The following is a 23665-nucleotide window of genomic DNA, read 5'->3' as shown; positions in this document are numbered from 1 at the left end:
TGGGGAACGGGTAGGCTGGGGACATGACGAGTTTCCGGGTGTTCATCGCGACCAGTCTGGACGGCTTCATCGCGCGGGCGGACGGGCGGCTGGACTGGTTGCCTGGGGCCGCGCCGGACGGAGTGCCTGCCCCGGCGGGTGAGGATCATGGGTTCGGGGCGTTCATGGCCGGAACTGAGGTGATCGTGATGGGCCGCGCGACCTTCGACACCGTGCGGGACTTCAGTCCGTGGCCGTACGCGGGCAAGCGACTGGTGGTGTTGAGCCGCACCCTGACGGCAGCGGACATTCCGGAGGACCTGCGGCGCGAGGGAGTGGAGGTACATCCGGGGCCGGTGGAGGCGCTGGCGGCGGAACTGCGCGAGCAGGGCGTGGGGGGCGTGTACGTGGATGGCGGGCAGACCGTGCAGGCGTTCCTGCGCGCCGGACTGATTGAGGAGCTGATCCTGACGCGGGTGCCGGTGCTGCTGGGCGAGGGGATGGCGCTGTTCGGCCCGCTGGGCGGGGACGTGTGGCTGGAGCATCTGGGCTCGCGGGCGTTTCCTTCGGGGCTGGTGCAGGACGCGTACCGGGTGCGGCGGGCGTGATCGGCGCGTGGGGCGTTGATCCAGGGGGCCTGTCAGGCGCGTGTGAACGTGGCAGGTGCTCAATGGGTGGATGATGCGGCGCGCGGCCCTGACTGGTCCGGACCGGAACCTGGTGAAGGTCCGGGTGCTGCTGATGTTCTTCTCGGCGGGGCTGGCGAGTGTCACGCTGATGGTGTGGGTGCGCGCCCGGTACGGTCTGAGCCCGCCGCGCCTGTGGGTGGTGGAGGCGCTGGTGACGGCGCTGCCGGTGCTGCTGACGGGGGTGGCGGTGGCGTACTTCCGGGGCGAGGCCGACCGGGAGGCGCGGGCGCTGGGGCGGGCGGTGCGGACCGATCCGCTGACGGGGCTGGGGAACCGGCGGGCGCTGTTCGACTCGTTCGAGGCGCGGGTCCCGCGTGCGGGGGAGCAGACGGCGCTGGTGATGCTGGATATCGATCATTTCAAGGGCGTGAACGACCGCTTCGGGCATGCCGAGGGGGACCGGGTGATCCGGGCGCTGGCGGACTCGCTCCGGGCGCACGCGGCGCCGGGGGATCTGCTGACGCGGCACGGCGGTGAGGAGTTCGTGTGGGTGACCGCAACCGGGGACGCGCGGACGCTGATGACGCGGGTGGAGGCGCTGCGCTCGGCGTTCACGCGCGGGGCGGGCCTGCCGGTGACGGTCAGTGCGGGGCTGGTGCTGACGGGAGAGGCGCGTCCGGACCTGCCGGACCTGCTGCGTCGGGCGGACGCGGCGCTGTACGAGGCGAAGGCGGCGGGGCGGAATCAGGCGCGGCTGGCCTCGTGAAGGTCCTGTGACGGTGGTGCCGGAGGACACGCCGGGGAGTTTGCACAGGCCAGCCTCATGGTGATGAGGCTTTCTTTATCCAGTCTCCATCTGACCCCCGGCAGATGCTTTAAGAGATAAAGTGTCGCGCATGGAATACCGGAACCTCGGTCGCAGTGGTCTGAAAGTCAGCGAAGTCGCCCTGGGCGGCTGGGAGACGTACGGCATCAACCAGGACGCCTCGGCGATGGTGCGCGAGATCGTCACCGCCGCGTACGACGGCGGCGTGAACTTCTTCGATCAGGCCGACATCTACGCCAAGGGCCGCAGCGAGGAACTCATGGGCGCCGCCCTCAAGGAATTCCCCCGTCACACGCTGGTCATCAGCTCGAAGGTGTACTGGCCCATGAGTGACGACGTGAACGACCGCGGCCTGAGCCGCAAGCACGTCCTGCACAGCATCGACGGGAGCCTGAAGCGCCTGGGCACCGATCACCTCGACATCTACTTCGCGCACCGCTACGACCCGGACGTGCCCATGGAGGAGATCGTGATGGCCTTCGATCAGGTCATCCGCGACGGCAAGGCGCTGTACTGGGGCACGAGCATGTGGCCCGCGGCGCGCATCGCGCAGGCGGTGGAATTCGCGCGGGCCAACGGCCTGCACGCGCCCGTCACCGAGCAGCCTGAATACTCCATGGTCCGCCGTGACCGCGTCGAGGGCGAGATCCTGCCCTACACGGAAAGCGCGGGCGTGGGCCTGGTCGTCTGGAGCCCGCTGGCGATGGGCCTGCTGACCGGCAAGTACGACGCGGGCAAACCCGAGGGTGCGCGCCTGACCGAGAAGGAGAACTGGGGCAAGAACTTCCTGACGGAGGAGAACATCCAGAAGGTCCGCGACCTGAAACCCATCGCGGACGACCTCGGCATCACCCGCGCGCAGCTGGCCCTCGCGTGGATCCTGCGTCAGAAGGGCGTGAGCAGCGTCATCACGGGCGCCACGAAGGTCCAGCAGATCGAGGACACCGTCAAGGCCGCGGGCGTGCGCCTGAGCAGCGATGTGATCGAGCAGATCGAGAGCATCCTAGGGCGCTGATCGGTGCGGGGCGGGGGGGAGGGAGAGGCGCAGGTCTCCCCTCCCCCCCGACTGTGACCTTTACGCGCGCAGCTGGCCGGGCGTGACGGGTTCGCGCAGCAGCCGCGCGTAGGCGTCCGCGCCGCCCCGGTCGAGTTCGGCGCCCACGAGGTCCCCGCCGACCGAGTACGTGAAGATGTACGCGCGGAAGTTCGGGTTCTGGATGAAGCGCAGGGACTGCGCGGCGCGGGCGTCACTGGCCAGGGCGTAGGTGCGCAGGAAGTCCAGCACCTCGGCCTCGGGGGCGCCGTCGGCGTGCAGGCGCATGGCGGCCTCGCCGCTCACGCCGCCCAGCGCCTTCTTGACGTGGCTGGCGGCCAGGAACGTGCGGATGTCCTCCGGGTCCACGCCCGAGAGCGCGGCGAGGTCGCCGGTCAGCCAGGCCTCCAGTTCCGCGCGGGTCATCACGGCGCGCAGGGCGTTCACGGCAATGCCCTCGGAGACGACGCATTCCGGCGCGTTGATCAGCTGGATGCCGTGTTCAACCCAGCCGCGTTCCCGCACGAGCAGCGCTTCCTTGGTGGCGTGCTCGGTGTGGTGGCCGGGGTAGCCCTCGTGCGCCATCAGGTCGGGCAGGGCGGGCAGCAGCACCGGGAGGTCGGTGTTGATGTCGATGCGGCTGCGCAGGTTCCCCAGCGGCCAGTTGTACCCGCTCCAGGGCTTGTCCGTCACGAGTTCGATGCTGAAGTCCTCGCCCTGGGGCAGACCGAAGCGCTCGGTGACGCGGGCGCGCAGTTCGGCCAGGATCGGCTGCGCCACCCGCAGGATCTCGCCGCGCGGCACGGCCAGCCGGGCGCGCAGGGCCTCCTCACGCGCGGGCAGGGGGCCGCTACCGGGCAACGTGGCGTCCAGTTCGGCCAGCGCGGCGTCCATGGCGCCCAGGTCGGCGCGGCGCGGTTCGATGTCGTACAGGCCGCGCACCTCGTCCGCGTAGGGGATCGCCTCGCCGGACAGCAGGCGGGTCATGGTGTGCATGGCCCGCACCTGCACCTCCAGCCACGCGCGCCGCTCGGGTTCGGGCACGCCCCCCACGTCACCCAGGAGGGCCTGCGCCTCGTCCCGCAGCGCCTGCGGGTCGCGCTTCTCCCGCACGGCCCACTCCTGCGGGCCGCCGTACCCGTCGATGAAGCCCTCGGAGTGCGCGTCGATGGCGTGCGCCAGCCGCACGTAGCGTTCTGCGATGTCGCTCATGCCCCGGAGGATAGGCCCTGCGCGGCCCCAGGGTCAGTGGGCAGCCGGCGATGCCGGACGCCGGTCAGGGCCGCCCGAAGGGGTTCAGGCCCAGGGTGGGCGCGCCGTTCAGGGCGTCCACCCCGGCGCTCAGGAGGCTGTCCACGCCGCGCGTGAGTTCGCGGGTGGTGGCCTCATTCTGCTCACGCACGACGTCCGGCGTGACACTGACCGGGTACGGCGTGCCGTCGGATTTGGCGTAGTTCAGGATGGTCAGTTGCAGCGCGCCCTCGCCCACCGGGAAGACGCGGGTGGCGGTGTTGCCCACCCCGGCGGTCTGCTCGCCCAGGACCGGGCCGCGCCGCGCGTACTGGATCTCGAACGCGAAGAACTCGCTGCACGAGGCGCTGCCCTCGTCGACCAGGACGGCCATCGGCCCGCTCCAGAGGTTCGGGTTGCGGACGCTGCCTGCCAGTCGGCCGTCCTCCAGGCGGGTGCCGCGGCTGACGACCGTGCGGGCGTTCCCGTCGGCGCTGCGGGCCAGTCGCGTCAGGCTGGGCACGAAGGCACTGACGGCACTGTCGCACTCGGCGAGGCTCCCGCCGGTGTTGCCGCGCAGGTCCACGATCACGCCGGTCGCGCCGCGCGCCTGGGCCTGCCCGACCAGATCGTGCACGCGCTGCGCGACGCCGCCACCGGACAGGAAGGTGGGGATGCGGATCACGGCGGCCTCGCCGGACCCGGTGGGCACGAAGCTCAGGCGCGGCAGGTCCACGGTGCTGCTCTCCCGCGCGGTGATCGTCAGCGCCAGAGGCTGGCCCAGTCGCTCGGCGCCCAGCGTGATGGTCTGGCCCTTCTCGCGCGCCGCGCGGAGGTTCTCGTAGGTGTACGCCGCGCCGTCAATGGTCACGAGGACGTCCCCGCGCCGCAGGCCCGCCTCCTCGGCGGCGCTGCCGGGCACGACCTCGGTCACCACGCGGTTCTGTCCGTCCAGTGAGCCCAGCTTCACGCCGAACTGCAGCCGGTTGCCGCCTGTGACGCTGGCGCGGAAGTCGCGGTAGTCCTCGGGCGTCTGGAAGAAGGAATGCTCGTCGCCCAGCGCGGTCAGTTCGGCCTCCACGACCGGGTAGGCCTTCGCCTCGGGGCAGGTGTCGGGCGTGGGCGCGCAGACGTTGTCGAGCCGCTCCTGGTACTCGCGGGTCAGCGCGGCGCGGTCCACGCCAGACAGCCCGCCGTACTCGTTCTGGATGAGCAGGTTCACGCGGTTGAACACGTCCTGCGCGGGCGACACCACCCCCTGCGCCCGCGCCGGGGCCAGACTGCCGCCCAGCAGCAGCGCCGTGAGGCCAGCCGCTCGCGCGACGCGGAGGAAGGGCCGGGCGGTGGGCGGAGTGTATGGGGCGTTCATCGGTCCCCTCATTGTGCGCCGCACGCATGGGAATTTGGTGGGGCGCGATTGCGACGAAACTCACAGGATTCACCCGCCAGGACGGATAAATCACCCCACGCCGGGGGCGTGACTGCGCGGCGGGTCAGAGGGGGCGGGCCAGCGGCGGGAGGGGTCAGTGGCTGGAGGGGTCAGCGGCGCAGCGCCGGGAGGAACGACGCGCAGGCCAGCGTGGCGGCCAGCCCGCCCAGCCCGGCACCGGTCACGCCGCCGAGCAGACCCGCACCACCGGCGCACAGCACGGCCAGCCAGCGCAACGTCCAGCGTTTCGAGAACGGCCCGGCCTCCAGAACCTGACCCGCCGCGTTCACCGTGAGTTCCAGCATGTGTGTCATGTCTCCGTCTACGCGCCGGGCTGCCCGGCGGTTGCCGCGCGTCACGGCGTGGGCGTGCCGGGGCGGGATAGACTGCCCCTTATGATCGGAAAGACTTACAAGACGATGCTCGGGGACCGTGAGCTGAGCATCGAGACGGGCAAGCTCGCCAAACTGGTGAGCGGCTCCGTGACCCTGCGCTACGGCGACACGGTCGTCCTGGTGACCGCGCAGGCCCGCGAGGAGAAGAGCACCCTGGACTTCCTGCCGCTGACGGTGGAGTTCGAGGAACGCCACTACGCCGTCGGGAAGATCCCCGGCAGCTTCCACCGCCGCGAGGGCCGCCCCGGCGAGAAGGCCATCCTGTCCGCGCGCATCACCGACCGCCAGATCCGCCCGCTGTTCCCCAAGGGCTACCGCCACGAGACGCAGGTGATCATCACGGTCCTCAGTGCCGACCAGCAGAACCTGCCGGACGTGCTGGGTCCCATCGGGGCGTCGGCGGCGCTGAGCATCAGCGACATTCCCTGGGCCGGGCCGACCGCCTGCGTGCGCGTGGGTCAGATCGACGGGCAGTTCATCCTGAACCCCACGACCGACCAGCTGGAGCGCAGCCGCATGGACCTCGTCGTGGCGGGCACCCGTGACGCCGTGATGATGGTCGAGGCCGGCGCGCAGAACGTCTCCGAGGAAGATCTGGTGGCCGCGATCGAGTTCGCGCACGCCGGGATGCAGGGCGTCCTGACGCTGATCGAGCAGATGCGCGCCGAACTGGGCCAGGAGAAGTTCAACTTCCTGGCCGACGGCGACCTCAGCACGGACCTCGTGCCGGAACTGACCGAGGCGGCCCGCGCCTCCGGCCTGCGGGACGCGCTGCTGACCGCGAAGAAGAAGGACCGTTCGGCGGCCATCAAGGCGCTGCGCGAGCGGCTGATCACGGCCCGCGTGCCCGACGCGGACGCCGACGGGGCCGCCGAGCAGATCGCCGCCATCAAGAGCGCGTTCGGCAAGGTCGAGAAGCAGGAACTGCGCCGCCTGATCCTCGAAGACGACCTGCGCGCCGACGGCCGCAACAGCCGCACCGTGCGGCCCATCTGGATCGAGGCCCGCGCGCTGCCCCGCGCGCACGGCAGCGCGATCTTCACGCGCGGCGAGACGCAGGTGCTCGGCGTGGCGACCCTGGGCACCGAACGCGACGAGATCCTCGTGGACGACCTGACCACCGAGACCGGCGACAAGTTCCTGCTGCACTACAACTTCCCCCCCTACAGCACCGGTGAGGTCAAGCGCATGGGCGGCCAGTCCCGCCGTGAGATCGGGCACGGGAACCTCGCCAAGCGCGCCATCCGCGCCGTGCTGCCCACCTTCGAGGAGTTCCCGTACGTCATCCGCCTCGTGGGCGAGGTACTGGAATCCAACGGCAGCAGCAGCATGGCGACCGTCTGCGCCGGAACGCTGGCCCTCATGGACGCCGGGGTGCCCATCAAGGCCCCCGTGGCGGGCGTCGCGATGGGCCTGGTCATGGAAGGCGACAAGTACCGCGTCCTGACCGACATCCTGGGCCTGGAAGACGCGCTGGGCGACATGGACTTCAAGGTGTGCGGCACCGCCGACGGCATCACCGCCCTGCAGATGGACATCAAGGTGGGCGGCATCACCCCGCAGGTCATGCGTGAAGCCCTCGCGCAGGCCCGCGAGGGTCGCCTGCACATCCTCGGCAAGATGGCCGAGGTGCTCGCCGCGCCCCGCGCCGAACTCAGCCCCACCGCGCCCCGCATCGTGAGCATCAAGATCAACCCCGAACTGATCGGCAAGGTCATCGGGCCCGGCGGCAAACAGATCCGCGAGCTCGAAGCCATGGGCGCGCAGGTCACCGTCGAAGAGGACGGCACCATCCGCATCTTCAGCGCGGACGGCGCCGCCGCCGAGGCCGTCAAGGCCCGCATCGAGGGCATCACCCGCGAGGCGAAGGTCGGCGAGGAATTCGACGGCACCGTCGTCAAGACCGCCCCCTTCGGCGCGTTCATCAACCTCTTCCCCGGCCAGGACGGCATGCTGCACATCAGCCAGATGAGCGAGGAACGAATCAATGCCGTCGAGGACGTCCTGAACGTCGGCGACAAACTCCGCGTGAAGATCGCGAACATCGACGACCGCGGCAAGATCGACCTGATCCGCCCCGAACTCGAAGGCAAGATCGCCCCCCGCGAACCCCGCCCCGCCCGCACCGGCGACCGCGGCGACCGTGGCGGCCGCCCACCCCGCCGCGACTGAGGGTCAGCGTCGCAGGTTGAAAGTTGATCGTTGAAGGAGGGGCGTGCGGATCACTCGCACGCCCCTCCTCCTTCTGCCCTTCCTACAACCCACAGCCCACACCCCTCCCCTACCGGTTCAGCAGTCGGTACAGACCGACCCCAGTGCCGATCAGTCCGGCGATCAGGGCGGGCAGCAGCGTCGCCAGGGGCGCGTCCAGCAGCAGCAGCGCCCCCAGCAGCGCGAAGGTCAGCACCTCGCCCACGATGCCGGGAATGGACACGCGCGGCAGGTCGCGGGTCAGGAGCGTCACGCTGCCGAACGCCAGGGCGGCGGCCAGCAGGGCCATCAGCCAGAACAGGGCCGTCATGCGCGCAGTGTAGAGCGCCGGGCAGCCCCATCCTCCGGAAGCGGGACTGGATCACGGGTTCCGTTTCGCTGCCACTCTGCTGAGCAGCTCTACGAGTCGCATCCACTCGGACTGAACGGTGTCTGCACGCCATTCAGTCGGAGTCCGCATCATACGGATTCCGTTTATTTCGTGAACAGATCGGAACACCACCGATCTGTTCACTCCATGTCCGGAACCCGCTTCGACTTCTACTCGCTCCGCTCGGATTGAACGGCTTTATAAGCCATTCAATCGGAGTCCAGATCAGTTCAGGGGCGGAACTTCGTTGATGGGCTGGTCCAGGTCCTGCCCGTCGGCGGGGATCTCGTCCTGGTTCTCACCCTGGTCTCCCTGCTCGCCGGGGTTCTGGTCCGGGATGACGGTGGGGTCCGGTTCGACCGGGAGGGGTTCGGGCGGGTTCTCCACCGGCACCTCCGGGACGGGGACGGGTTCCGCCTCGGGGGCGGGTTCCTCGACGGGCGTGGCGGGAATGGCGTCGACCGGGTCGATCGGGTCAGGTTCCGGAGCAGGCTCGGGTTCGGTCATCTCAGGCACGGGGGTGGGTTCGGGTTCCGGTGCGGGCTGCGCGGGTGGGGCGGGCTGGCGGCGGCGGCCGAAGAAGCCCGTGTTGCTGCCGCTGCCGTCTCGGGCGACGGGTTCGTTGTCGGCGTCCTCGGTGCGGAAGGCCATGTTCACGTTCCGCACGACTCGGTACGTGATGCCGTCCGGCTGCCGGAATTCCGCCTCGGGCTGCCCGGCCAGGGTGCCGGCGACCGACTGCTGCCAGATGGGGGTGGGAATCTCGCCGCTGTACGCCCAGCCGGGCAGCACGCCGCCCTCCTGCTTGCCCACCCAGACGGCTCCGGCGACGGTGGGGGTGACGCCCGCGAACCACAGGTCCTTGATGTCGTTGGTGGTGCCGGTCTTCCCGCCGACGGGCCAGCCGGGAATCAGGGCGCGCGTGGCGAGCCCCCCCTGGGAGGCCGTCAGGTCGTTGACGACGCCGCGCAGCATGTCCAGTCCCAGCCAGGCGGCGCGGGCGTCCCACACGCGTTTCGGGGTGGGGGCGGCGCGGGTGTAGATGACCTTGCCGCGCGCGTCCTCGACCTTGCGGACCAGGGTGGGCGCGTAGTACAGGCCGCCGTTGGCGAAGGTGGCGTACGCGGACGCCATCTGCAGCGGGCTGGCTTCCAGCGTGCCGATGGTCAGGGACAGTCCGGCGTTCGGGGGGGGCGTGAGGCCCAGGTCGCGCAGTTTCGCCTCGAAGGTCGGGATGCCGAGTTCCTGCCCGATGCGGACGGTGGGGAGGTTCAGGCTGTGGTCCAGCGAGTAGCGCATGGTGACGTACCGGCCGGTCCAGCGGCGGTCGTAGTTCATGGGCTGGTAGTCACCCTGGATGGGAGCGTCGAGGACGGTGTCGCTCTGCTTCCAGCCCTTCTCGAGCGCCAGGGCGTACAGCAGGGGCTTCACGCTGCTGCCCACCTGCCGCCGGGCCTGCGTGGCGTTGTTCCAGTCGCTGGGGCGCCCGTCCGTGAGCTTCTGCCCGACCAGGGCCAGCACCTCGCCGCTGTCCGGGCGGACCAGCGCCGCGCCCAGGGTCGCGCCGTCGGGCAGGCGGGCGCTGCGGCTGGCCTGCTCGGCGGCCGCCTGAGCCTGGGCGCTCATGCCGGTGTAGATCTTCCCGCCGCCGTACAGCGCCTTGCGGCCGATCAGAGGCAGCAGTTCCTTTTCCACCGCCTGCAGGTAGTAGAAGTTCGGGTAGCGCTGCGCGCCCTCGGTCCGCTGGAGGTTCTCGCCCAGGCGGTCCGGGCGTTCCAGGTTCGCGGTGCGCAGCGTGCCGTCCGCGTTCCAGCCGATGCGCCACCCGGCGGGGTAGATCGGGGTCTTCCAGGCGGCGTCCGCCTCGGCCTGCGTGACCTGCCCGTCCTCGACCATGCGGGCCAGCAGGCTCTTCATCAGGGGCCGGTACGACTTGAATTCCTTGTAGCGGCGGTTCGGGGCGGGAATGATCGTGGCGAGGTACACGCTCTCGGCGAGGTTCAGTTCCGCCGCGTCCTTCCCGAAGTACGCGTGCGCCGCGCCGCCCGCCCCGATGATGTCGCGGCTCCCGCCGTCGCCCCAGTAGATGACGTTCAGGTACGCGTTCAGGATCTGCTTCTTGTCGAAGTTGCGTTCCAGCTGGTAGGCCAGGACCGCCTCCTTGAACTTGCGTTCCGCGGTGCGCGCGCCCTGCAGGTCGGCCAGCAGGGTGTTCTTCACGACCTGCTGCGTGATGGAACTGCCGCCCTCCAGGTCGTTCTTCAACAGGCCCTTCAGGAGGCCGCGCCCGATGCCGATCACGTCCACGCCGCCGTGCTGGTAGAAGCGGCGGTCCTCGCTGGTCACCACGGCCTTCTGCAGCCACGGGCTGATCTGCCCGGCCTTGAGCAGGTCGCGGTTCACGCTGCCGCCACTGCTGAGGCTGGGCGTCAGCGTGCCGACCAGCGTTCCGGCGCGGTCGTACACGCGGGTCTGCCCGCTGAATTCCAGGACGTCCAGGTCGGACACGCTGGGCAGGTCGCGGCCCCAGGCGACCCACAGGCCGCCCACGCCAGCCGCTCCGGCGAGCAGCGCGCCGCCCAGGATGTTCAAGGCTCTCATCGGGGCCACTCTAGCGGGTGAAGCTGAACGGAAGCTGCGGCCACGGAAGCAATGAATGGGGGGGCGGCGGTGGCCGTCATGACAGGCAGTCTGCCACGCGCGGGCCGCTACGCCGTCCACAGAAAGCATGAGCGTCCCTTGCGGCTTGCGGACCCCCGGGGCGGGGTGCGGGAATCAGGGAACACTTGCCCCGCCCCGCAGCGCGTACCATGACCCGTTAGCGCGCCATGACCCAGACTGCCCCCACCTCTGCCACCGACCCCCGCCTCTTCCAGACGATCGTGAAGGGGGTGGGACAGGCGATCGGCGACTACCGCATGATCGAGGACGGGGACCGCGTGATGGTCTGCCTGTCCGGCGGGAAAGACAGCTACACGCTGCTGGACGTCCTGCTGCACCTCCAGAAGAAGGCGCCCATCGACTTCGAGATCGTCGCGGTGAACCTCGACCAGGGCCAGCCGGGCTTCCCGAAGGACGTCCTGCCCCGCTACCTGACGGAACTGGGCGTGCGCTTCGACATCCTCACCGAGGACACGTACAGCGTCGTCAAGGAGAAGACGCCGGAAGGCAAGACCACCTGCGCGCTGTGCAGCCGCCTGCGCCGCGGCATCCTGTACGCCCACGCCCGCAAGATCGGCGCGACGAAGATCGCGCTGGGCCACCACCGCGACGACATCCTGGAAACGCTGTTCATGAACCTGTTCTTCGGCGCGCGCCTGAAGGCCATGCCGCCCAAACTCCAGAGCGACGACGGCACGAACGTCGTCATCCGCCCCCTGGCGTACGTCGCGGAGGCCGACATCATCCGCTACGCGCAGGCACGCGAATTCCCGATCATTCCCTGCAACCTCTGCGGCAGCCAGGAGAACCTCCAGCGCAAGGTCGTCGGCGAGATGCTGGGGGGCTGGGAGCGGGAACACCCGGGCCGCCTGACGAACATCGCACGCGCCCTGACCCGCGTGACGCCCAGCCACCTGATGGACCGCACCCTGTTCGACTTCGCGTCCCTGAGCGTCACGCCCGCCGAGGGCGACCGGGGCTTCGACCCGGACGAGTACCCACAGCGTGAATTCCTGAGCGGCGTGCAGGAACTCGACATGCTCGGCTGACGCCGCGCGCGACAGGTGGGGCGGGTAGGCTGCCGGGGTGCGTCCCGACCTGCCCGCCCTGCTGCGCTTCCTGGCCTTCGATTTCGACGGCACGCTGACCGATTTCGTTGCGGCGGACATTCACGCGCTGGACACGCTGCGGCGTGCGGCCTGCCCGGATGTGCCGCAGACGGCGTTCGAGGACCGGGCGGTGGACCCGCCCGGATTCATCCGATTCCCGAACGTCCGGGACACCACCGGACGTTCGTCCATCTCCTGAAGTCCGGTCGTTGTTGCTTCTCCCTCCGGTCGGGTTCGTCTGCGACTCACCGCAATTCTTTTCGAGATCATGGCCTTCCACGACCGGGTGGAGGCCGGGCTGGCCGACCCGCTGCGGCAGGACGCCGAGCGGCTGGGGCGGACGCTCGCGGCGTCCGGCGTGACCCTGACGGAGGAGCACCTGGGCCTGTACACGCGGGCGCTGGTGGCGGCGACGGTGCCCATGCCGGGCGCGGCGGAGCTGCTGCGTGACCTGCGGACAGGCGGGGTGCGGCTGGCACTCCTGTCGAACGCGTATGACGGCCCGGCGCAGCGGTCGCGGGTGCAGGCCTGCTTCCCCGACGTGTTCGAGGTGGTCGTCATCGCGGGCGAGGTGGGGGCGCTGAAACCCGATCCTCTCCCCTTCCGGGTGATGCTGGACGCCCTGAACCTCCCAGCGGCAGCAGGGGCGTACGTGGGGGACAGTCCGGAGCATGACGTGCGCGGCGCGGTCGCGGCGGACCTGAGCGCGTGGCACGTCCACGCGCACCCGCGCGTGCGCGAGCGGGCACTGGCGGGAGGCGCGGCACTCAGCGTGGCGGCGCTGGCAGACCTGCCCCGGCCCTCATAACCCGTGGGGGATCAGGGCGGTGCCCACGCCCAGCGCGACGTACACCCCGCCGGACACCTGCTGCTGCCGCCGGGCGAAGGTGCGGCTCCCCTGCCAGCGCTGCCCCAGGCTGCCCGCCAGCAGGGCGTACGCGCCGTCACTCAGCGTGGCGAGCCCCAGGAACACCAGCCCCAGCGTGAGGGTCTGCGCCCACACCGGCCCGTGCCCGGGGTGTACGAACTGCGGCAGGAACGCGACAGCGGCTTTCAGTTCCGTGACCGGAGGAACAGCGCCCCCGGCCACTTCACTTTCACCCGCTGCTGGTCACGGTGACTCGCGCTGCTCGGTTCAGGTGAGACGCAGGAACAGTGCCTGCACCTCACCTGAACGCCGCCTGTGGAAGAACAGCGCCGTCTTGGGGTTCAGGGCGTTCACGACCGCGCCCTGCCGGTAGATCCGCGTCAGGGGCTGAGCGTCCGGCACAGTGACGGTCAGGGCGTCCGGGGTGGGGGCGCGCAGGGTGCGCAGGGTGCGCAGGCCCAGCACGATCAGGTACGCGGCCCCCACCCACTTCAGGACGCTGAACAGCAGCGCGCTGGACAGCACGAGCGCGGAGACGCCCAGCGTGGCGGCCAGGACGTGCACCAGTCCGCCGGTCTGCACGCCCAGCGCGGAAACCATCCCGGCGCGCCGTCCCTGGTGGAGGCTGCGCGCCACGATGTACAGCACGCTGGGGCCGGGAATGACGATCAGGGCCAGTGCCGCGACGCTGAAGGCGAGCAGGGTGGGCAGGTCAGGCATGCCCGAGCATAGCCGCGCCCTGCCAGAACAGGCGCGGACCGCCCGGTCAGGGGTAGGGCCGCGCCTGTCGGGGGTGGGTCAGGGCGTTTCGGTGTAGGCGCCCAGGCGGCGGAAGCGCGCGGCCCGGTCGGTCTTCAGCGTGGCGGGGTCCTGCGCGGCCAGCTCCCGGAGGTGCCGGGTGACGGCCTCACCGACGGCGCGGGCAGCCTCGTCGGCGTTCTGGTGCGCGCCGCCTGCGGGTTCAGGGATGACTTCCTCGACGATCCCGAGTTTCAGGAGGTCCGGGGCGGTCAGGCGCAGCGCCTCGGCGGCCAGGGGGGCCTTGCTGGCGTCCTTCCAGATGATGCTCGCGGCGCCTTCCGGGGAGATCACGGAGTACCACGCGTTCTCCTGAATCAGGACGCGGTTGCCGACGCCGATGGCGAGCGCGCCGCCGGAGCCGCCCTCGCCGATGACGACGTTCACGACGGGCACGCGCAGGTTCAGCATGCGGCGGATGCTCTCGGCGATCGCCCAGCCCTGCCCGCGTTCCTCGGCTTCCAGGCCCGGGTAGGCACCCTGGGTGTCCACGAGGGCCACGACGGGCAGCCCGAACTTGTCGGCCAGGTCCATCAGGCGCACGGCCTTGCGGTAGCCCTCGGGGTTGGCGCTGCCGAAGCGACGTTTGATCTTGCTCTTGGTATCGCGGCCTTTCTGCTGCAGCAGCAGCATGACGGGCACGCCCTGCCAGCGGGCGGGGCCGCCGATCAGGGCGGGGTCGTCGCCGTAGCGGCGGTCGCCGTGCAGTTCGGTGAACTCGGTGCACAGGCGGTCCACGTAGTCCAGCGCGGTGGGGCGGCCCTGCGCGCGGGCCAGCTGCACGCGTTCCCAGCGGGTCGGGGTGACCCTGGGCTGCGCGGCGCGCAGGCGGTCCACCTCGGCGCGCAGGGGGGTCAGGGCGGCGTCGAGGTTCTGCCCGGTGCGCTGCGCGGTGACTTCCAGGTCGCGTACGCGGGCCTCGAGTTCCTTCAGGGTGTCGATGGGGGCGGTCACGCGCTCACCTCCCGGCGGGTCAGCAGGCCCAGCAGCGACGCGAGGTACGCGCGTTGCTCGCGGCGGTCCACGACGGCGTCCACCATGCCATGCTCCAGCAGGAACTCGGCGCGCTGGAAACCCTCGGGGAGGTTCTGGCGGATGGTCTGCTGGATCACGCGCGGGCCCGCGAAGCCGATCAGCGCGCCGGGCTCGGCGACGATCACGTCGGCGATGGTCGCGAAGCTGGCGGTCACGCCGCCCGTGGTGGGGTCGGTGAGCAGGCTCACGTACGGCAGGCCCCGCTCGGTCAGGCCTTCCAGGGCGACGGTGGTCTTGGCCATCTGCATCAGGGACAGCGCGCTTTCCTGCATGCGGGCGCCGCCACTGGCGGTCACGATGATCAGGGGTGTGCCGTGCGCGGCGGCGTGCTCGGCGGCGCGGGCGATCTCCTCACCGACGACGCTGCCCATGCTTCCGCCGGAGAAGGCGAAGTCCATGACGGCCAGCGTGACCGGCACGTCCAGGATGGTGCCGGTCCCGGTCAGGATCGCGTCGGGGCGGCCAGTCTTCTTCTGCGCGCGGCGCAGGCGGTCGGTGTAGGCCTCGGTGTCCTGGAAGTTCAGGGCGTCGGTGGGCTGCACCCGACCGGACAGCTGCGTGAAACTGCCCTCGTCGAGCAGCACCTGCACGCGCTGAGCGGCGTCGAGGCGGATGTGGTGCCCGCACTTGGGGCACACGTAGGCGCCCGCTTCCAGGTCACGGTTGTACACCCCTTCCTTGCAGGCGGGGCACTGGGTCCACAGGTCAGGCACGTCCGTGCCCGGCTGCTGCTGGGGGCGACGGCGGCGGAAAAAACGGTCAAGGGCCATGCGGTGTACTCCTCCGTGGGCATTCTAGGCGGCGCGGCCCGCCGCTTTTGCACCGGGTGCAAGGAGCGTCCAGCCGCGCCGCCCGGCGCCCGCACCTCATACGGATTCCGTTTGTTTCGTTGACAGATCGGAACACCACCGATCTGTCAACTTCACGCCCGGAACCCGCTTCTCTCCCGCTCGCTCTGCTGCGCAGCTCTGCGAGTCCGCTCGGGTCGAAAGATTTTGCAAACCTTTCAACCGGAGTCCGTATCAGCCCAGCTTGGTCTTCAGGTAGTCGTCCATCTGCGCCAGCTGCACGTTCAGGTCGCGTTGCAGGGCGTCCACGCGGGCGGTCAGGGCCGCGACGTCCGCGCCGCCGCTGCCCTGACCCAGCACCCGGAAGCGCTCGTCGAGGTGCGTCTGCAGCTGCGCGAAGCGGCTGCCCTCCTGCTGGTCGAGGCTGACGCGCAGGGCTTCCATGTCGCGCAGCAGCTTGGCGCTGTCCGCCTGGGCGCGCAGGCCCGTGATGCCCGCCCAGAAGTAGAAGACCAGGCTCAGGAGGGTCGCCACGATCAGCAGGATCAGGCCCATGGGCACGCCGGTGTACGTGACGAACCCCAGGCTCAGCGTGTGGGGGAACATCAGCGCGTTGGTGTTCAGCACGGCGAACAGGCCCAGCAGCACCAGCACGACGATCAGCACGACGGTTCTCATCCGTTCAGCGTAACGGCGCGCGGTCCGGGTGGCCTTGCGGGAACGTTGACGCTGCGGGCGTCCCCTGCCGGGGATGGGGCGGGGTGGTCGTCCACGCTCGCGGGCCATGCCCCCTGGTGGACTCAGGTCTAAAGTGATATCACTTTGATAGTTATTCGAGATCGCCCGGAGGTTCCACCATGAACGAACTGCAGCAGGCTCCCACCCCCACCCCCCACGGCGGCGTCTCGACCCGCAGCGGCGTCGCCAGCACCGAACGCCCCGCCTTCGGCCTGCCCGGCATCCCGGTCTTCCTGGCATGGCTGATCGCCGCGATGGGCACCGCCGCACTGCTCATCGCGCAGATCCTCCCACTGGCCGTCCTGGCCCTGCTGCTCCTGACCTTCACCCTGGTCGGCTTCTTCATCGTGCAGCCCAACCAGGCGACCAACCTCACCCTGTTCGGCCGCTACGTGGGCACCGAACGCCGCAACGGCCTGTACTGGACCAACCCCCTGACCGTCCGCAAGAGCGTCAGCCTGAGGATCCGCAACTTCAACAGTGAACGCCTGAAGGTGAACGACGCCGCCGGGAGCCCCATCGAGATCGCCGCCGTGATCGTCTGGCGGGTCGTGGACAGTGCCCGCGCCGTGTTCGACGTCGAGGACTACGCCGAGTTCGTCGCCATCCAGAGCGAGACGGCGCTGCGCCACCTCGCCAGCCAGTACCCCTACGACGAGTACGACGGCGCGGGCATGAGCCTGCGCGGCAACGCCGACGACGTCGCCGAGGCGCTGGGCCTGGAACTCGCCGCCCGCCTGCGCCACGCCGGCGTGGAGGTCCTCGAAGCGCGCCTGTCGCACCTCGCGTACTCCCCGGAAATCGCCGGGGCGATGCTGCAGCGCCAGCAGGCCAGCGCCATCATCGCCGCGCGCAGCCAGATCGTGCAGGGCGCGGTGGGCATGGTGCAGATGGCCCTGAAGGAACTCAGCGAGCAGGACATCGTGCAGCTCGACGAGGAACGCAAGGCGCAGATGGTCAGCAACCTGCTGGTCGTCCTGACCAGCGAGCGCGGGACACAACCGGTCGTGAACGCCGGTAGCCTGTACTGATCATGCCGCCGCGCAAGAACTTCCCCCTGCGCATCAGCCCGGAGCTGTACGCCGCGCTGGAACGCTGGGCGGCGGACGACCTGCGCAGCGTCAACGCCCAGATCGAATACCTCCTGACCCGCGCCGCACGCGACGCCGGACGCCTGAAAGACAAGAAGAAAGAGGACGGGGAATAGAGGATCGAGGTCCCGTCACCCCTCCCCCCCCGGTCCCCCCGCGCGTGTCAAGGTCTTCATCCACCCTTGAGACTCGCGGGGGGCGCTATGCTGCGGGGCGCCATGTACGTCGTCGTCGAAGGGCCCATCGGGGTCGGAAAAACAAGCCTCGCCCGGCGGCTCGCCGCGCGCCACAACGCCGAACTGAACCTGGAGATCGTCGAGGAGAACCCCTTCCTGGCGAAGTTCTACGAGCAGCCCGACGCGTACTCCTTCCAGGTGCAGGCGTTCTTCCTGCTGTCGCGCTTCAAGCAGCTCTCGGCGCTGTGGCAGCCGGGCCTGTACCGCGACTCGGTCGTCAGCGACTACCTGTTCGACAAGGACTTCATCTTCGCGTCCATGAACCTCCGCGACGCCGAGTTCGCGCTGTACGAGGACCTGTACTCGCACCTGTCCCCGCGCCTGCCCACCCCGGACCTCGTGGTGTACCTGCGCGCCGACACCGACGAACTGCTGCGCCGCATCGCGCTGCGCGGCCGCCCGTTCGAGCAGGACATGCAGGCCGCGTACCTCGCCAACCTCACGGGGCGGTACGACGAGTACTTCCGCACGTACCCGCACCCGCACCTGATCATCGACGCGGCCGGGATCGACTTCGTGAACAACCCCGAGCACGAACAGCAGATCATGGCCCGTATCGGGGACGCCCTGCGCGCCGGACAGGCCGCCGACTGATGTACCTCGCGATCTCCGGAAACATCGGCAGCGGCAAGAGCACCCTGACCCGCATGCTCGCCGGGCGCTACGGCCTGCGCCCCGTGTACGAACCCTACGCCGAGAACCCCTACCTGGAGGACTTCTACGGCGACATGCGCCGCTACTCCTTCCACTCGCAGGTGTACTTCCTGTCGCGCCGCCTGGAGCAGCACCTGAACCTCGTGACCGGCGCCCGCTACGTCATCCAGGACCGCACGGTGTTCGAGGACGCCAACATCTTCGCGCGGAACCTCTACGAGAGCGGGCAGATGGAAGAACGCGACTGGGCCACGTACCGCAGCCTGTACGAGGGCGTGCTGCCCGCCCTGCGCGTCCCGGACCTGCTGATCCACATCGACGCCAGCCTGCCCACCCTGAAGCGGCGCATCGCGCAGCGCGGCCGCGAGTACGAACAGGCCATCCCCGAGGCGTACCTGGGCGGCCTGAACCGCCTGTACGACACCTGGGTCGCGGGTTTCGACGCCTGCCCGGTCGTGCGCGTCCCCGGCGACCAGCTGGACTTCGTGGCCGACCCGCAGGCCTTCGAATGGGTGTGTCAGCGCGTGCAGGCCAACGGCTACGGGCTGCCGCTGCTGCGCTGACAGGCCCGCAACCGGATGCCCGGTCAGATGAGGCAGTGCGCGGCGCGCCCACTGGGTACGCTGCGCGGGATGCCCACAATTCAGCCGTCCGTCCTGACCCTCGCCCTGCTCGGCACTGCTGTCAGTTCCGCCCACGCGCAGGCCACCCCAGATCCGCTCATGGGCTGCCCCGCGTGGCAGACCCTGAATCCCGGCGAACTGCGCGCCGCGCGCGTCGGCATGAACCGCGCCGTGTTCACCGACGCGGCAGGTAAACCCGGCCGAGCCTACGTGGTCAAGGGCGACCTGCTCCTCCAGGGCCCCGCCGTGAACGGGCGGCGCTGCAGCTACTTCGTGCGAGGCGGCGCCCCGACCGGCGTGGGCGGGTACCTGAACGCCATGCAGGTGCAGAACGTTCCCACCAGTCCCGCCCTGAGCGGCACCTGGAAGTCCGGGACGGGCACCCTGATCCTCGCGAAGACGGCCGCCGGCACGTGGCGGGTGCAGGGGGACGCGCTGTACCCGACGCCCGGCGGCAGCGCGAACCTGGGCGAGGTGGACGGGACCCTGACCCGCCAAGGCGGCGCGTGGCAGACCGCAGCAGACGGCTGCGAGCTGAGCCTGTGGCCGGTCGGCCCGTGGCTGGTCGCGCTGGACAACGGCGCGTGCGGCGGCCTGAACGTGACGTTCAGCGGCCTGTACACCCGCCAGCGCTGAGGGGCTCAGGTGGCGGGCCGCTATGATCCCGGCATGCGCCTTGCCGAGCTGGCCGACCACCTGCACGCCCACCTGACCCCTGTTGGCCCGGACCTGAATCCGGAAGTGACGGGCGTCACGCACAACGCCGACTGGGTGCAGCCCGGCTCGGCGTTCGTGGCGATCCGCGGGGCGCGCTTCGACGGGCACAGCTTCATCGACCGGGTCGCGGCGGCGGGCGCGGTGGCCGTGATCGGCGAGGGCCTCCCGGACGGCATGACCAGCCCCCTGCCGTACCTGCGCGTGTCGAGCGCCCGCGCGGCGCTGGCGGACGCCGCCGCCGCACTCGCCGGGCACCCCAGCCGGGGGCTACGGGTGGTGGGCGTGACCGGCACGGACGGGAAGACCACGACCAGCTGGCTGGCCCGGCACCTGCTGCGCGCCGCCGGTCTGCGCACCGGCCTCCTGAGCACCGTCGGGTACGAACTGCCCGACGGTGCGCTGCGGCACTTCCCGGCGCACTTCACGACGCCCGAGGCGCCGCAGGTGCAGGCCACCCTGGCCGAGATGGTCACGGCGGGCGCGGACGCGGCGGTGCTGGAGGCCAGCAGCCACGCCCTGGCGCTGGAGCGCGTGCGGAGCGTCGCGTGGGACGTGGCCGTCTGGACGCACCTGTCGAGCGAGCACCTGGACTTCCACGGCACCCTGGAGAACTACTTCGCGGACAAACGCCGACTGGTCGAGGCCGCGCCGTTCGCGGTGCTGAACGTGGACGACCCCTGGACGGCGCAACTGCGCGGCGTCGCCCCCGCCGAGACCACCTACTCCGCCGAGGGGCAGCACGCCGACTGGCGCGCCACCGACATCGAGGAACGCAGCACCGGCCTGCACTTCCACGTGATCAGCCCGCTGGGCGAGTTCGACGCGCACCTGCCGATGATCGGACGCTTCAACGTCGCCAACGCCCTGGCCGCCATGGCCGCGAGCGCGCACCTCGGCGCGGGCTGGGAGGCGCTGGCGGCAGGCCTCGCGTCGTTCCGGGGCGTGCCGGGCCGCATGGAACTCGTGCCCGACACGCGCGGGCGGCGCGTCGTGGTGGACTTCGCGCACACGCCCCCCAGCCTCGAGAAAGCCCTGGGCACCCTGCGGACCACCACTGCGGGCCGCCTGACCGTGGTGCTCGGCTCGGCCGGCGGGCCGCGTGACCCCGGCAAGCGCGCCCCGCTCGGCGAGGTCGCCACCCGCCTCGCGGATCACGCGGTCTTCACCGAGGAGGACTGCCGCGACACCCCCTGGACGACATCCTGCGCGAGATGCAGCGCGGCGCCCAGGAAGGCGGACACACGAACTTCGAGGCCATTCCCGACCGCCGCGCCGCCATCCGCGCCGCCATTGCCCTGGCGCAGCCCGGCGACACGGTCCTGCTGGCAGGGAAGGGACCCGAGGACACCCTGGAACGCGCCCACGAGACCCTCCCCTGGAACGAGACGCAGGAAGCCATGGACGCCCTGAAGCTGCGCTGACCCCACCCGGGAGGCATGATGGGGCATGCGACCCCTGTGCCTGCTGCTTGCCGCCTCGCTTCTGCCCGCGCACGCCGCGCAGGTGCCAGTCCCGACACCCACGGGCGGCATTCCCGCCGGGGCGACCGTCGCGCGGCACGAGGGTCCGAACCTGACCGTGCAGACCACCGCGCCCGCACGGGAGGGCTGGCTGACCGGGCTGCGCGTCACCGCCGGGGGCACAACGCGGACCTTTCCCGCATGGCGGACGATCAGCAACCCCACCTTCTGGCCCGGCCTGAGCGTCACGGACCTGGGCGGCGACGCCAGGCCCGAGGTGCTCGTGACCCTCATGACCGACGAGGGGACCGGCGTGGCCGTGTACGACGCGCGCGTCCTGAGCCTGCCGGACCTGCGCGAGTGGCCGGTCACGCCGCCCGTCCCGTACCTGCGGCAGCAGGTGCGCTTCGGGTCGAACACCCTGACCCTGCCCGGCCGCAGCGTGAAACTCCCCCACTGCCGGGCCTGCGTGGCGAGGCGGCCCGCATCGGCGATCAGGTCCGCTGGACCGTGCAGGGGGGCAGCCTGACCGCGCTGGTCGAGGTGCAGCGCGCCTGGGCGTTCACGGGCCGCCTCGTCCTGACGTACCGCGCGCAGGGCGGGCGGCTGATCCCCGACCGGGTCCGCTTCGACCCCACGCCACTGGACGAACTGCTGGAGTAGGCACTGGCCTACGCCGCCCATCCGCCACCATGCGGATGCCCGCTGCCCCACCCAAGCGGCACACTCACCCAGACCCGATTCAGGGAGAGGAGGCGACCATGCCCGCAGGAACACCCGACAGCACCACAGCCAGAACGCCCGACGCCCCGGACGGCGATCCCGGCGACCGGACACCCACACCCGGAGGCCCCACCCCCCAAGGCAAAGTCGCCTCCCCATCCACCTGAAAGAGAGAGACCCATGAACGGCAAACACCTCGTGAAACTCGGCCTGGAAAAGAAAGCCATCGCCCTCGCCCAGACCGCCGCCACCCAGCGCGAAACCGCCGGACTGACCCGCGACGACATCCTGAGCGAACTGCGCGCCGTGCAGCAGAACCCCGCCGCGTACGCTGCGGGCGGCGTGTACGCCCCGCTGGCCGCCGAACTCCTCGCGCAGCAGGCCATCCTCGACGCCCGCAAGGGCAGCGACCTGCGCCCCGCACCCCTTCCCTACCCCACCTGGGGCGCGGACCTGATCGATCCCGGCGCGCACCGTCAGATGGACGTCGCCATGCGCCTGCCCATCAGCCGCGCCGGAGCCCTGATGCCCGACGCGCACGTCGGTTACGGCCTCCCCATCGGCGGGGTCCTCGCCACCGAGAACGCCGTCATCCCCTACGGCGTCGGCGTGGACATCGGCTGCTCCATGATGCTGTCCGTCCTGCCCATCCAGCCCGGCGCGCTGCGCACCGACGAGGCCACCACCCTCCTGCTCAAGCACACGCGCTTCGGCGCGGGCGTCGCCTTCGAGAAACGCGACCGCCAGGACCACGACGTCCTCCACGAAAGCACCTGGCAGGACCAGCCCATCCTGCGGCACCTGTACGACAAGGCCGCCACCCAGATCGGCACCAGCGGCAGCGGCAACCACTTCGCCGAATTCGGCACCCTCACCCTCCCCCACGCCGACCTCGGCCTCGACGCCGGCGAGTACCTCGCCGTCCTCACCCACAGCGGCAGCCGCGGCCTCGGGGCGCAGGTCGCCGGACACTTCACCGCCCTCGCCGAACGCCACCACCCAACCCTCGCCCCCGAAGCGAAAAAACTCGCGTGGCTCCCCCTCGACCACGAAGACGGACAGGCGTACTGGCAGGCCATGAACCTCGCCGGACGCTACGCCCTCGCCAACCACCACCTCATCCACACCCGCCTCGCCCGCGCCCTGAACGTCACCCCCCTCGCGCAGGTCAGCAACAGCCACAACCTCGCCTGGAAACAGACCGTCAACGGCCAGGAACTCATCGTCCACCGCAAAGGCGCCACCCCCGCCACCCACGGCCAGCTCGGCCTCATCCCCGGCAGCATGGCCGACCCCGGCTTTGTAGTCCGCGGCCTCGGCCACGAAGGCGCCCTGCACAGCGCCAGCCACGGCGCCGGACGCCAACTCGGCCGCAAAGCCGCCACCAGCACCCTCAACAAAAAAGACGTCCAGGCGTACCTCACCGGGCGCGGCGTCACCCTCATCGGCGGCGGCATCGACGAAGCCCCACAAGCCTACAAACGCATCGAGGACGTCATCGCCCGGCAGACCGACCTCGTGAACGTCATCGCCAGCTTCCAGCCTCGTGTGGTCCGCATGGACACCGGGAGTGAGGACATCTAGCAGTTGGATTGGTTGCGCCTGCGGCGGGCTGCCCCACCCCCCAGCCCCCTACCCCAGAGGGGCAGGGGGGGCTTACGTTGCACTGGGCAAGAGTGTTGACTGGTGCGGCGGTCTTGTATTGGGCGATGACGGGTCCGGCTTCGACGCCATCCTCCGCCCCCTCGTAGGCCCGCGCGCTGCGCGCACGACGGCCGGTGGCGGTCTGCGGTCAGGTGATCAGTGGGACGCTTCGCGCCGCTGATCGACTTTCAAAACCACGCTTTTGCCCAAGCGAGAAAAAGTAGAACTTTCCGGCACGCACCAAGTTGACTGGCCCCACAAACGTCGTGGCAGACGAGCCCGTCGTGCGCGAAGCGCGCGGGGCGCCCGCAGCGATACCGGAGGTCTGCAGCCCCATCCGTGGCCGAACCCGCCAGTCACCCACCCATAAAGCCAGAGAAATACCTGCCGAGCGCAGCGACTGCTCCCCCTGCCCCCC

General features: G+C 70.4%; 25 protein-coding genes and 1 pseudogene. 16 read left to right on the top strand and 10 right to left on the bottom strand.

The window, feature by feature from the left end; genetic code table 11:
• Positions 1–23: 23 nt before the first annotated feature.
• The 3 genes from EXW95_RS12615 (at position 24) to EXW95_RS12605 (ending at position 2449) form a co-directional block, all read left to right on the top strand.
• On the top strand, positions 24–587 hold the full coding sequence (locus EXW95_RS12615) for a dihydrofolate reductase family protein (RefSeq protein WP_174367734.1): 564 nt from the start codon (positions 24–26) through the stop codon (positions 585–587).
• 70 nt (positions 588–657) lie between these two features.
• Positions 658–1374 (top strand): GGDEF domain-containing protein, encoded by a 717-nt coding sequence (locus EXW95_RS12610; RefSeq protein WP_174367733.1) that lies wholly within the window; start codon positions 658–660, stop codon positions 1372–1374.
• A 130-nt stretch (positions 1375–1504) separates the two neighbouring features.
• Positions 1505–2449 carry an aldo/keto reductase family protein gene (locus EXW95_RS12605; RefSeq protein WP_174367732.1) on the top strand — a complete coding sequence of 315 codons (945 nt, stop codon included), beginning with the start codon at positions 1505–1507 and terminating at the stop codon, positions 2447–2449.
• 60 nt (positions 2450–2509) lie between these two features.
• On the opposite strand, the gene EXW95_RS12600 is transcribed toward EXW95_RS12605, so the two are convergent.
• The 3 genes from EXW95_RS12600 to EXW95_RS12590 all read right to left on the bottom strand — a co-directional run bounded on the left by EXW95_RS12600 (position 2510) and on the right by EXW95_RS12590 (position 5440).
• Positions 2510–3679, bottom strand: a complete 1170-nt coding sequence (locus tag EXW95_RS12600) for a hypothetical protein (RefSeq protein WP_174367731.1) — start codon at positions 3677–3679, stop codon at positions 2510–2512.
• A 64-nt stretch (positions 3680–3743) separates the two neighbouring features.
• Complete coding sequence (locus tag EXW95_RS12595; RefSeq protein ID WP_174367730.1) at positions 3744–5066, bottom strand: S41 family peptidase; 1323 nt, start codon at positions 5064–5066, stop codon at positions 3744–3746.
• A 170-nt stretch (positions 5067–5236) separates the two neighbouring features.
• The gene (locus EXW95_RS12590; protein WP_174367729.1) at positions 5237–5440 is read right to left on the bottom strand and encodes a hypothetical protein; all 204 of its coding nucleotides are present in this window, start codon (positions 5438–5440) and stop codon (positions 5237–5239) included.
• Between the two features lie 81 nt (positions 5441–5521).
• On the opposite strand from EXW95_RS12590, the gene pnp reads away from it, so the two are divergent.
• Complete coding sequence (pnp, locus tag EXW95_RS12585; RefSeq protein WP_174367728.1) at positions 5522–7693, top strand: polyribonucleotide nucleotidyltransferase; 2172 nt, start codon at positions 5522–5524, stop codon at positions 7691–7693.
• Positions 7694–7802: 109 nt separating this feature from the next.
• Here pnp and EXW95_RS12580 read toward each other — a convergent pair whose 3' ends face one another.
• Both EXW95_RS12580 and EXW95_RS12575 read right to left on the bottom strand, forming a co-directional pair.
• The gene (locus EXW95_RS12580; protein WP_174367727.1) at positions 7803–8042 is read right to left on the bottom strand and encodes a hypothetical protein; all 240 of its coding nucleotides are present in this window, start codon (positions 8040–8042) and stop codon (positions 7803–7805) included.
• Positions 8043–8327: 285 nt separating this feature from the next.
• Entirely contained in the window at positions 8328–10703 is a 2376-nt protein-coding gene (locus EXW95_RS12575; RefSeq protein ID WP_174367726.1) for a transglycosylase domain-containing protein, read from the bottom strand.
• 227 nt (positions 10704–10930) lie between these two features.
• On the opposite strand from EXW95_RS12575, the gene ttcA reads away from it, so the two are divergent.
• The 3 genes from ttcA to EXW95_RS12560 all read left to right on the top strand — a co-directional run bounded on the left by ttcA (position 10931) and on the right by EXW95_RS12560 (position 12680).
• The gene (gene ttcA / locus EXW95_RS12570; RefSeq protein WP_160975851.1) at positions 10931–11812 is read left to right on the top strand and encodes a tRNA 2-thiocytidine(32) synthetase TtcA; all 882 of its coding nucleotides are present in this window, start codon (positions 10931–10933) and stop codon (positions 11810–11812) included.
• A gap of 37 nt (positions 11813–11849) precedes the next feature.
• Entirely contained in the window at positions 11850–12071 is a 222-nt protein-coding gene (locus tag EXW95_RS12565; protein ID WP_174367725.1) for a hypothetical protein, read from the top strand.
• 69 nt (positions 12072–12140) lie between these two features.
• Complete coding sequence (locus tag EXW95_RS12560) at positions 12141–12680, top strand: HAD family hydrolase (RefSeq protein ID WP_174367724.1); 540 nt, start codon at positions 12141–12143, stop codon at positions 12678–12680.
• Here EXW95_RS12560 and EXW95_RS12555 read toward each other — a convergent pair.
• The 5 genes from EXW95_RS12555 to EXW95_RS12535 form a co-directional block, all read right to left on the bottom strand.
• A complete protein-coding gene (locus EXW95_RS12555; RefSeq protein ID WP_174367723.1) occupies positions 12675–12962 on the bottom strand; it encodes a hypothetical protein in 288 nt (95 codons plus the stop codon). The two genes, EXW95_RS12560 and EXW95_RS12555, sit on opposite strands and share 6 nt — an antisense overlap.
• A gap of 45 nt (positions 12963–13007) precedes the next feature.
• A complete protein-coding gene (locus EXW95_RS12550; RefSeq protein WP_174367722.1) occupies positions 13008–13460 on the bottom strand; it encodes a LysE family translocator in 453 nt (150 codons plus the stop codon).
• Positions 13461–13538: 78 nt separating this feature from the next.
• Entirely contained in the window at positions 13539–14492 is a 954-nt protein-coding gene (locus tag EXW95_RS12545; protein WP_174367721.1) for an acetyl-CoA carboxylase carboxyltransferase subunit alpha, read from the bottom strand.
• Positions 14489–15343, bottom strand: a complete 855-nt coding sequence (gene accD, locus EXW95_RS12540) for an acetyl-CoA carboxylase, carboxyltransferase subunit beta (protein ID WP_058974796.1) — start codon at positions 15341–15343, stop codon at positions 14489–14491. The genes EXW95_RS12545 and accD overlap by 4 nt, the downstream gene beginning before the upstream one ends.
• A gap of 252 nt (positions 15344–15595) precedes the next feature.
• Entirely contained in the window at positions 15596–16039 is a 444-nt protein-coding gene (locus EXW95_RS12535; protein ID WP_174367720.1) for a LapA family protein, read from the bottom strand.
• A 179-nt stretch (positions 16040–16218) separates the two neighbouring features.
• Between EXW95_RS12535 and EXW95_RS12530 the strand changes: the two genes are divergently transcribed.
• The 9 genes and pseudogenes from EXW95_RS12530 (at position 16219) to EXW95_RS12490 (ending at position 23187) form a co-directional block, all read left to right on the top strand.
• Positions 16219–17130 (top strand): SPFH domain-containing protein, encoded by a 912-nt coding sequence (locus tag EXW95_RS12530; RefSeq protein ID WP_174367719.1) that lies wholly within the window; start codon positions 16219–16221, stop codon positions 17128–17130.
• 2 nt (positions 17131–17132) lie between these two features.
• Positions 17133–17306: a hypothetical protein gene (locus EXW95_RS12525; protein WP_168927154.1), complete on the top strand. Its 174-nt coding sequence runs from the start codon at positions 17133–17135 to the stop codon at positions 17304–17306.
• A gap of 102 nt (positions 17307–17408) precedes the next feature.
• Entirely contained in the window at positions 17409–18020 is a 612-nt protein-coding gene (locus EXW95_RS12520; protein WP_174368968.1) for a deoxynucleoside kinase, read from the top strand.
• A complete protein-coding gene (locus EXW95_RS12515; RefSeq protein ID WP_174367718.1) occupies positions 18020–18643 on the top strand; it encodes a deoxynucleoside kinase in 624 nt (207 codons plus the stop codon). The genes EXW95_RS12520 and EXW95_RS12515 overlap by 1 nt, the downstream gene beginning before the upstream one ends.
• Before the next feature lie 69 nt (positions 18644–18712).
• The gene (locus EXW95_RS12510; protein ID WP_174367717.1) at positions 18713–19339 is read left to right on the top strand and encodes a hypothetical protein; all 627 of its coding nucleotides are present in this window, start codon (positions 18713–18715) and stop codon (positions 19337–19339) included.
• A gap of 33 nt (positions 19340–19372) precedes the next feature.
• Positions 19373–20841, top strand: a pseudogene (locus EXW95_RS12505) (UDP-N-acetylmuramoyl-L-alanyl-D-glutamate--2,6-diaminopimelate ligase).
• Between the two features lie 25 nt (positions 20842–20866).
• Positions 20867–21409: a hypothetical protein gene (locus EXW95_RS12500; RefSeq protein ID WP_174367716.1), complete on the top strand. Its 543-nt coding sequence runs from the start codon at positions 20867–20869 to the stop codon at positions 21407–21409.
• A complete protein-coding gene (locus tag EXW95_RS12495; RefSeq protein ID WP_174367715.1) occupies positions 21391–21543 on the top strand; it encodes a hypothetical protein in 153 nt (50 codons plus the stop codon). Before EXW95_RS12500 ends, EXW95_RS12495 begins: the two co-directional genes overlap by 19 nt.
• 240 nt (positions 21544–21783) lie before the next feature.
• Positions 21784–23187 (top strand): RtcB family protein, encoded by a 1404-nt coding sequence (locus EXW95_RS12490; RefSeq protein ID WP_174367714.1) that lies wholly within the window; start codon positions 21784–21786, stop codon positions 23185–23187.
• Positions 23188–23665 lie beyond the last annotated feature (478 nt).

The sequence above is a fragment of the Deinococcus sp. JMULE3 genome, assembly GCF_013337115.1.
Lineage (GTDB): Bacteria > Deinococcota > Deinococci > Deinococcales > Deinococcaceae > Deinococcus.
The sequence above is the reverse complement of the archived record's forward strand: the minus strand, read 5'-3'. Positions and strand labels throughout refer to the sequence as shown.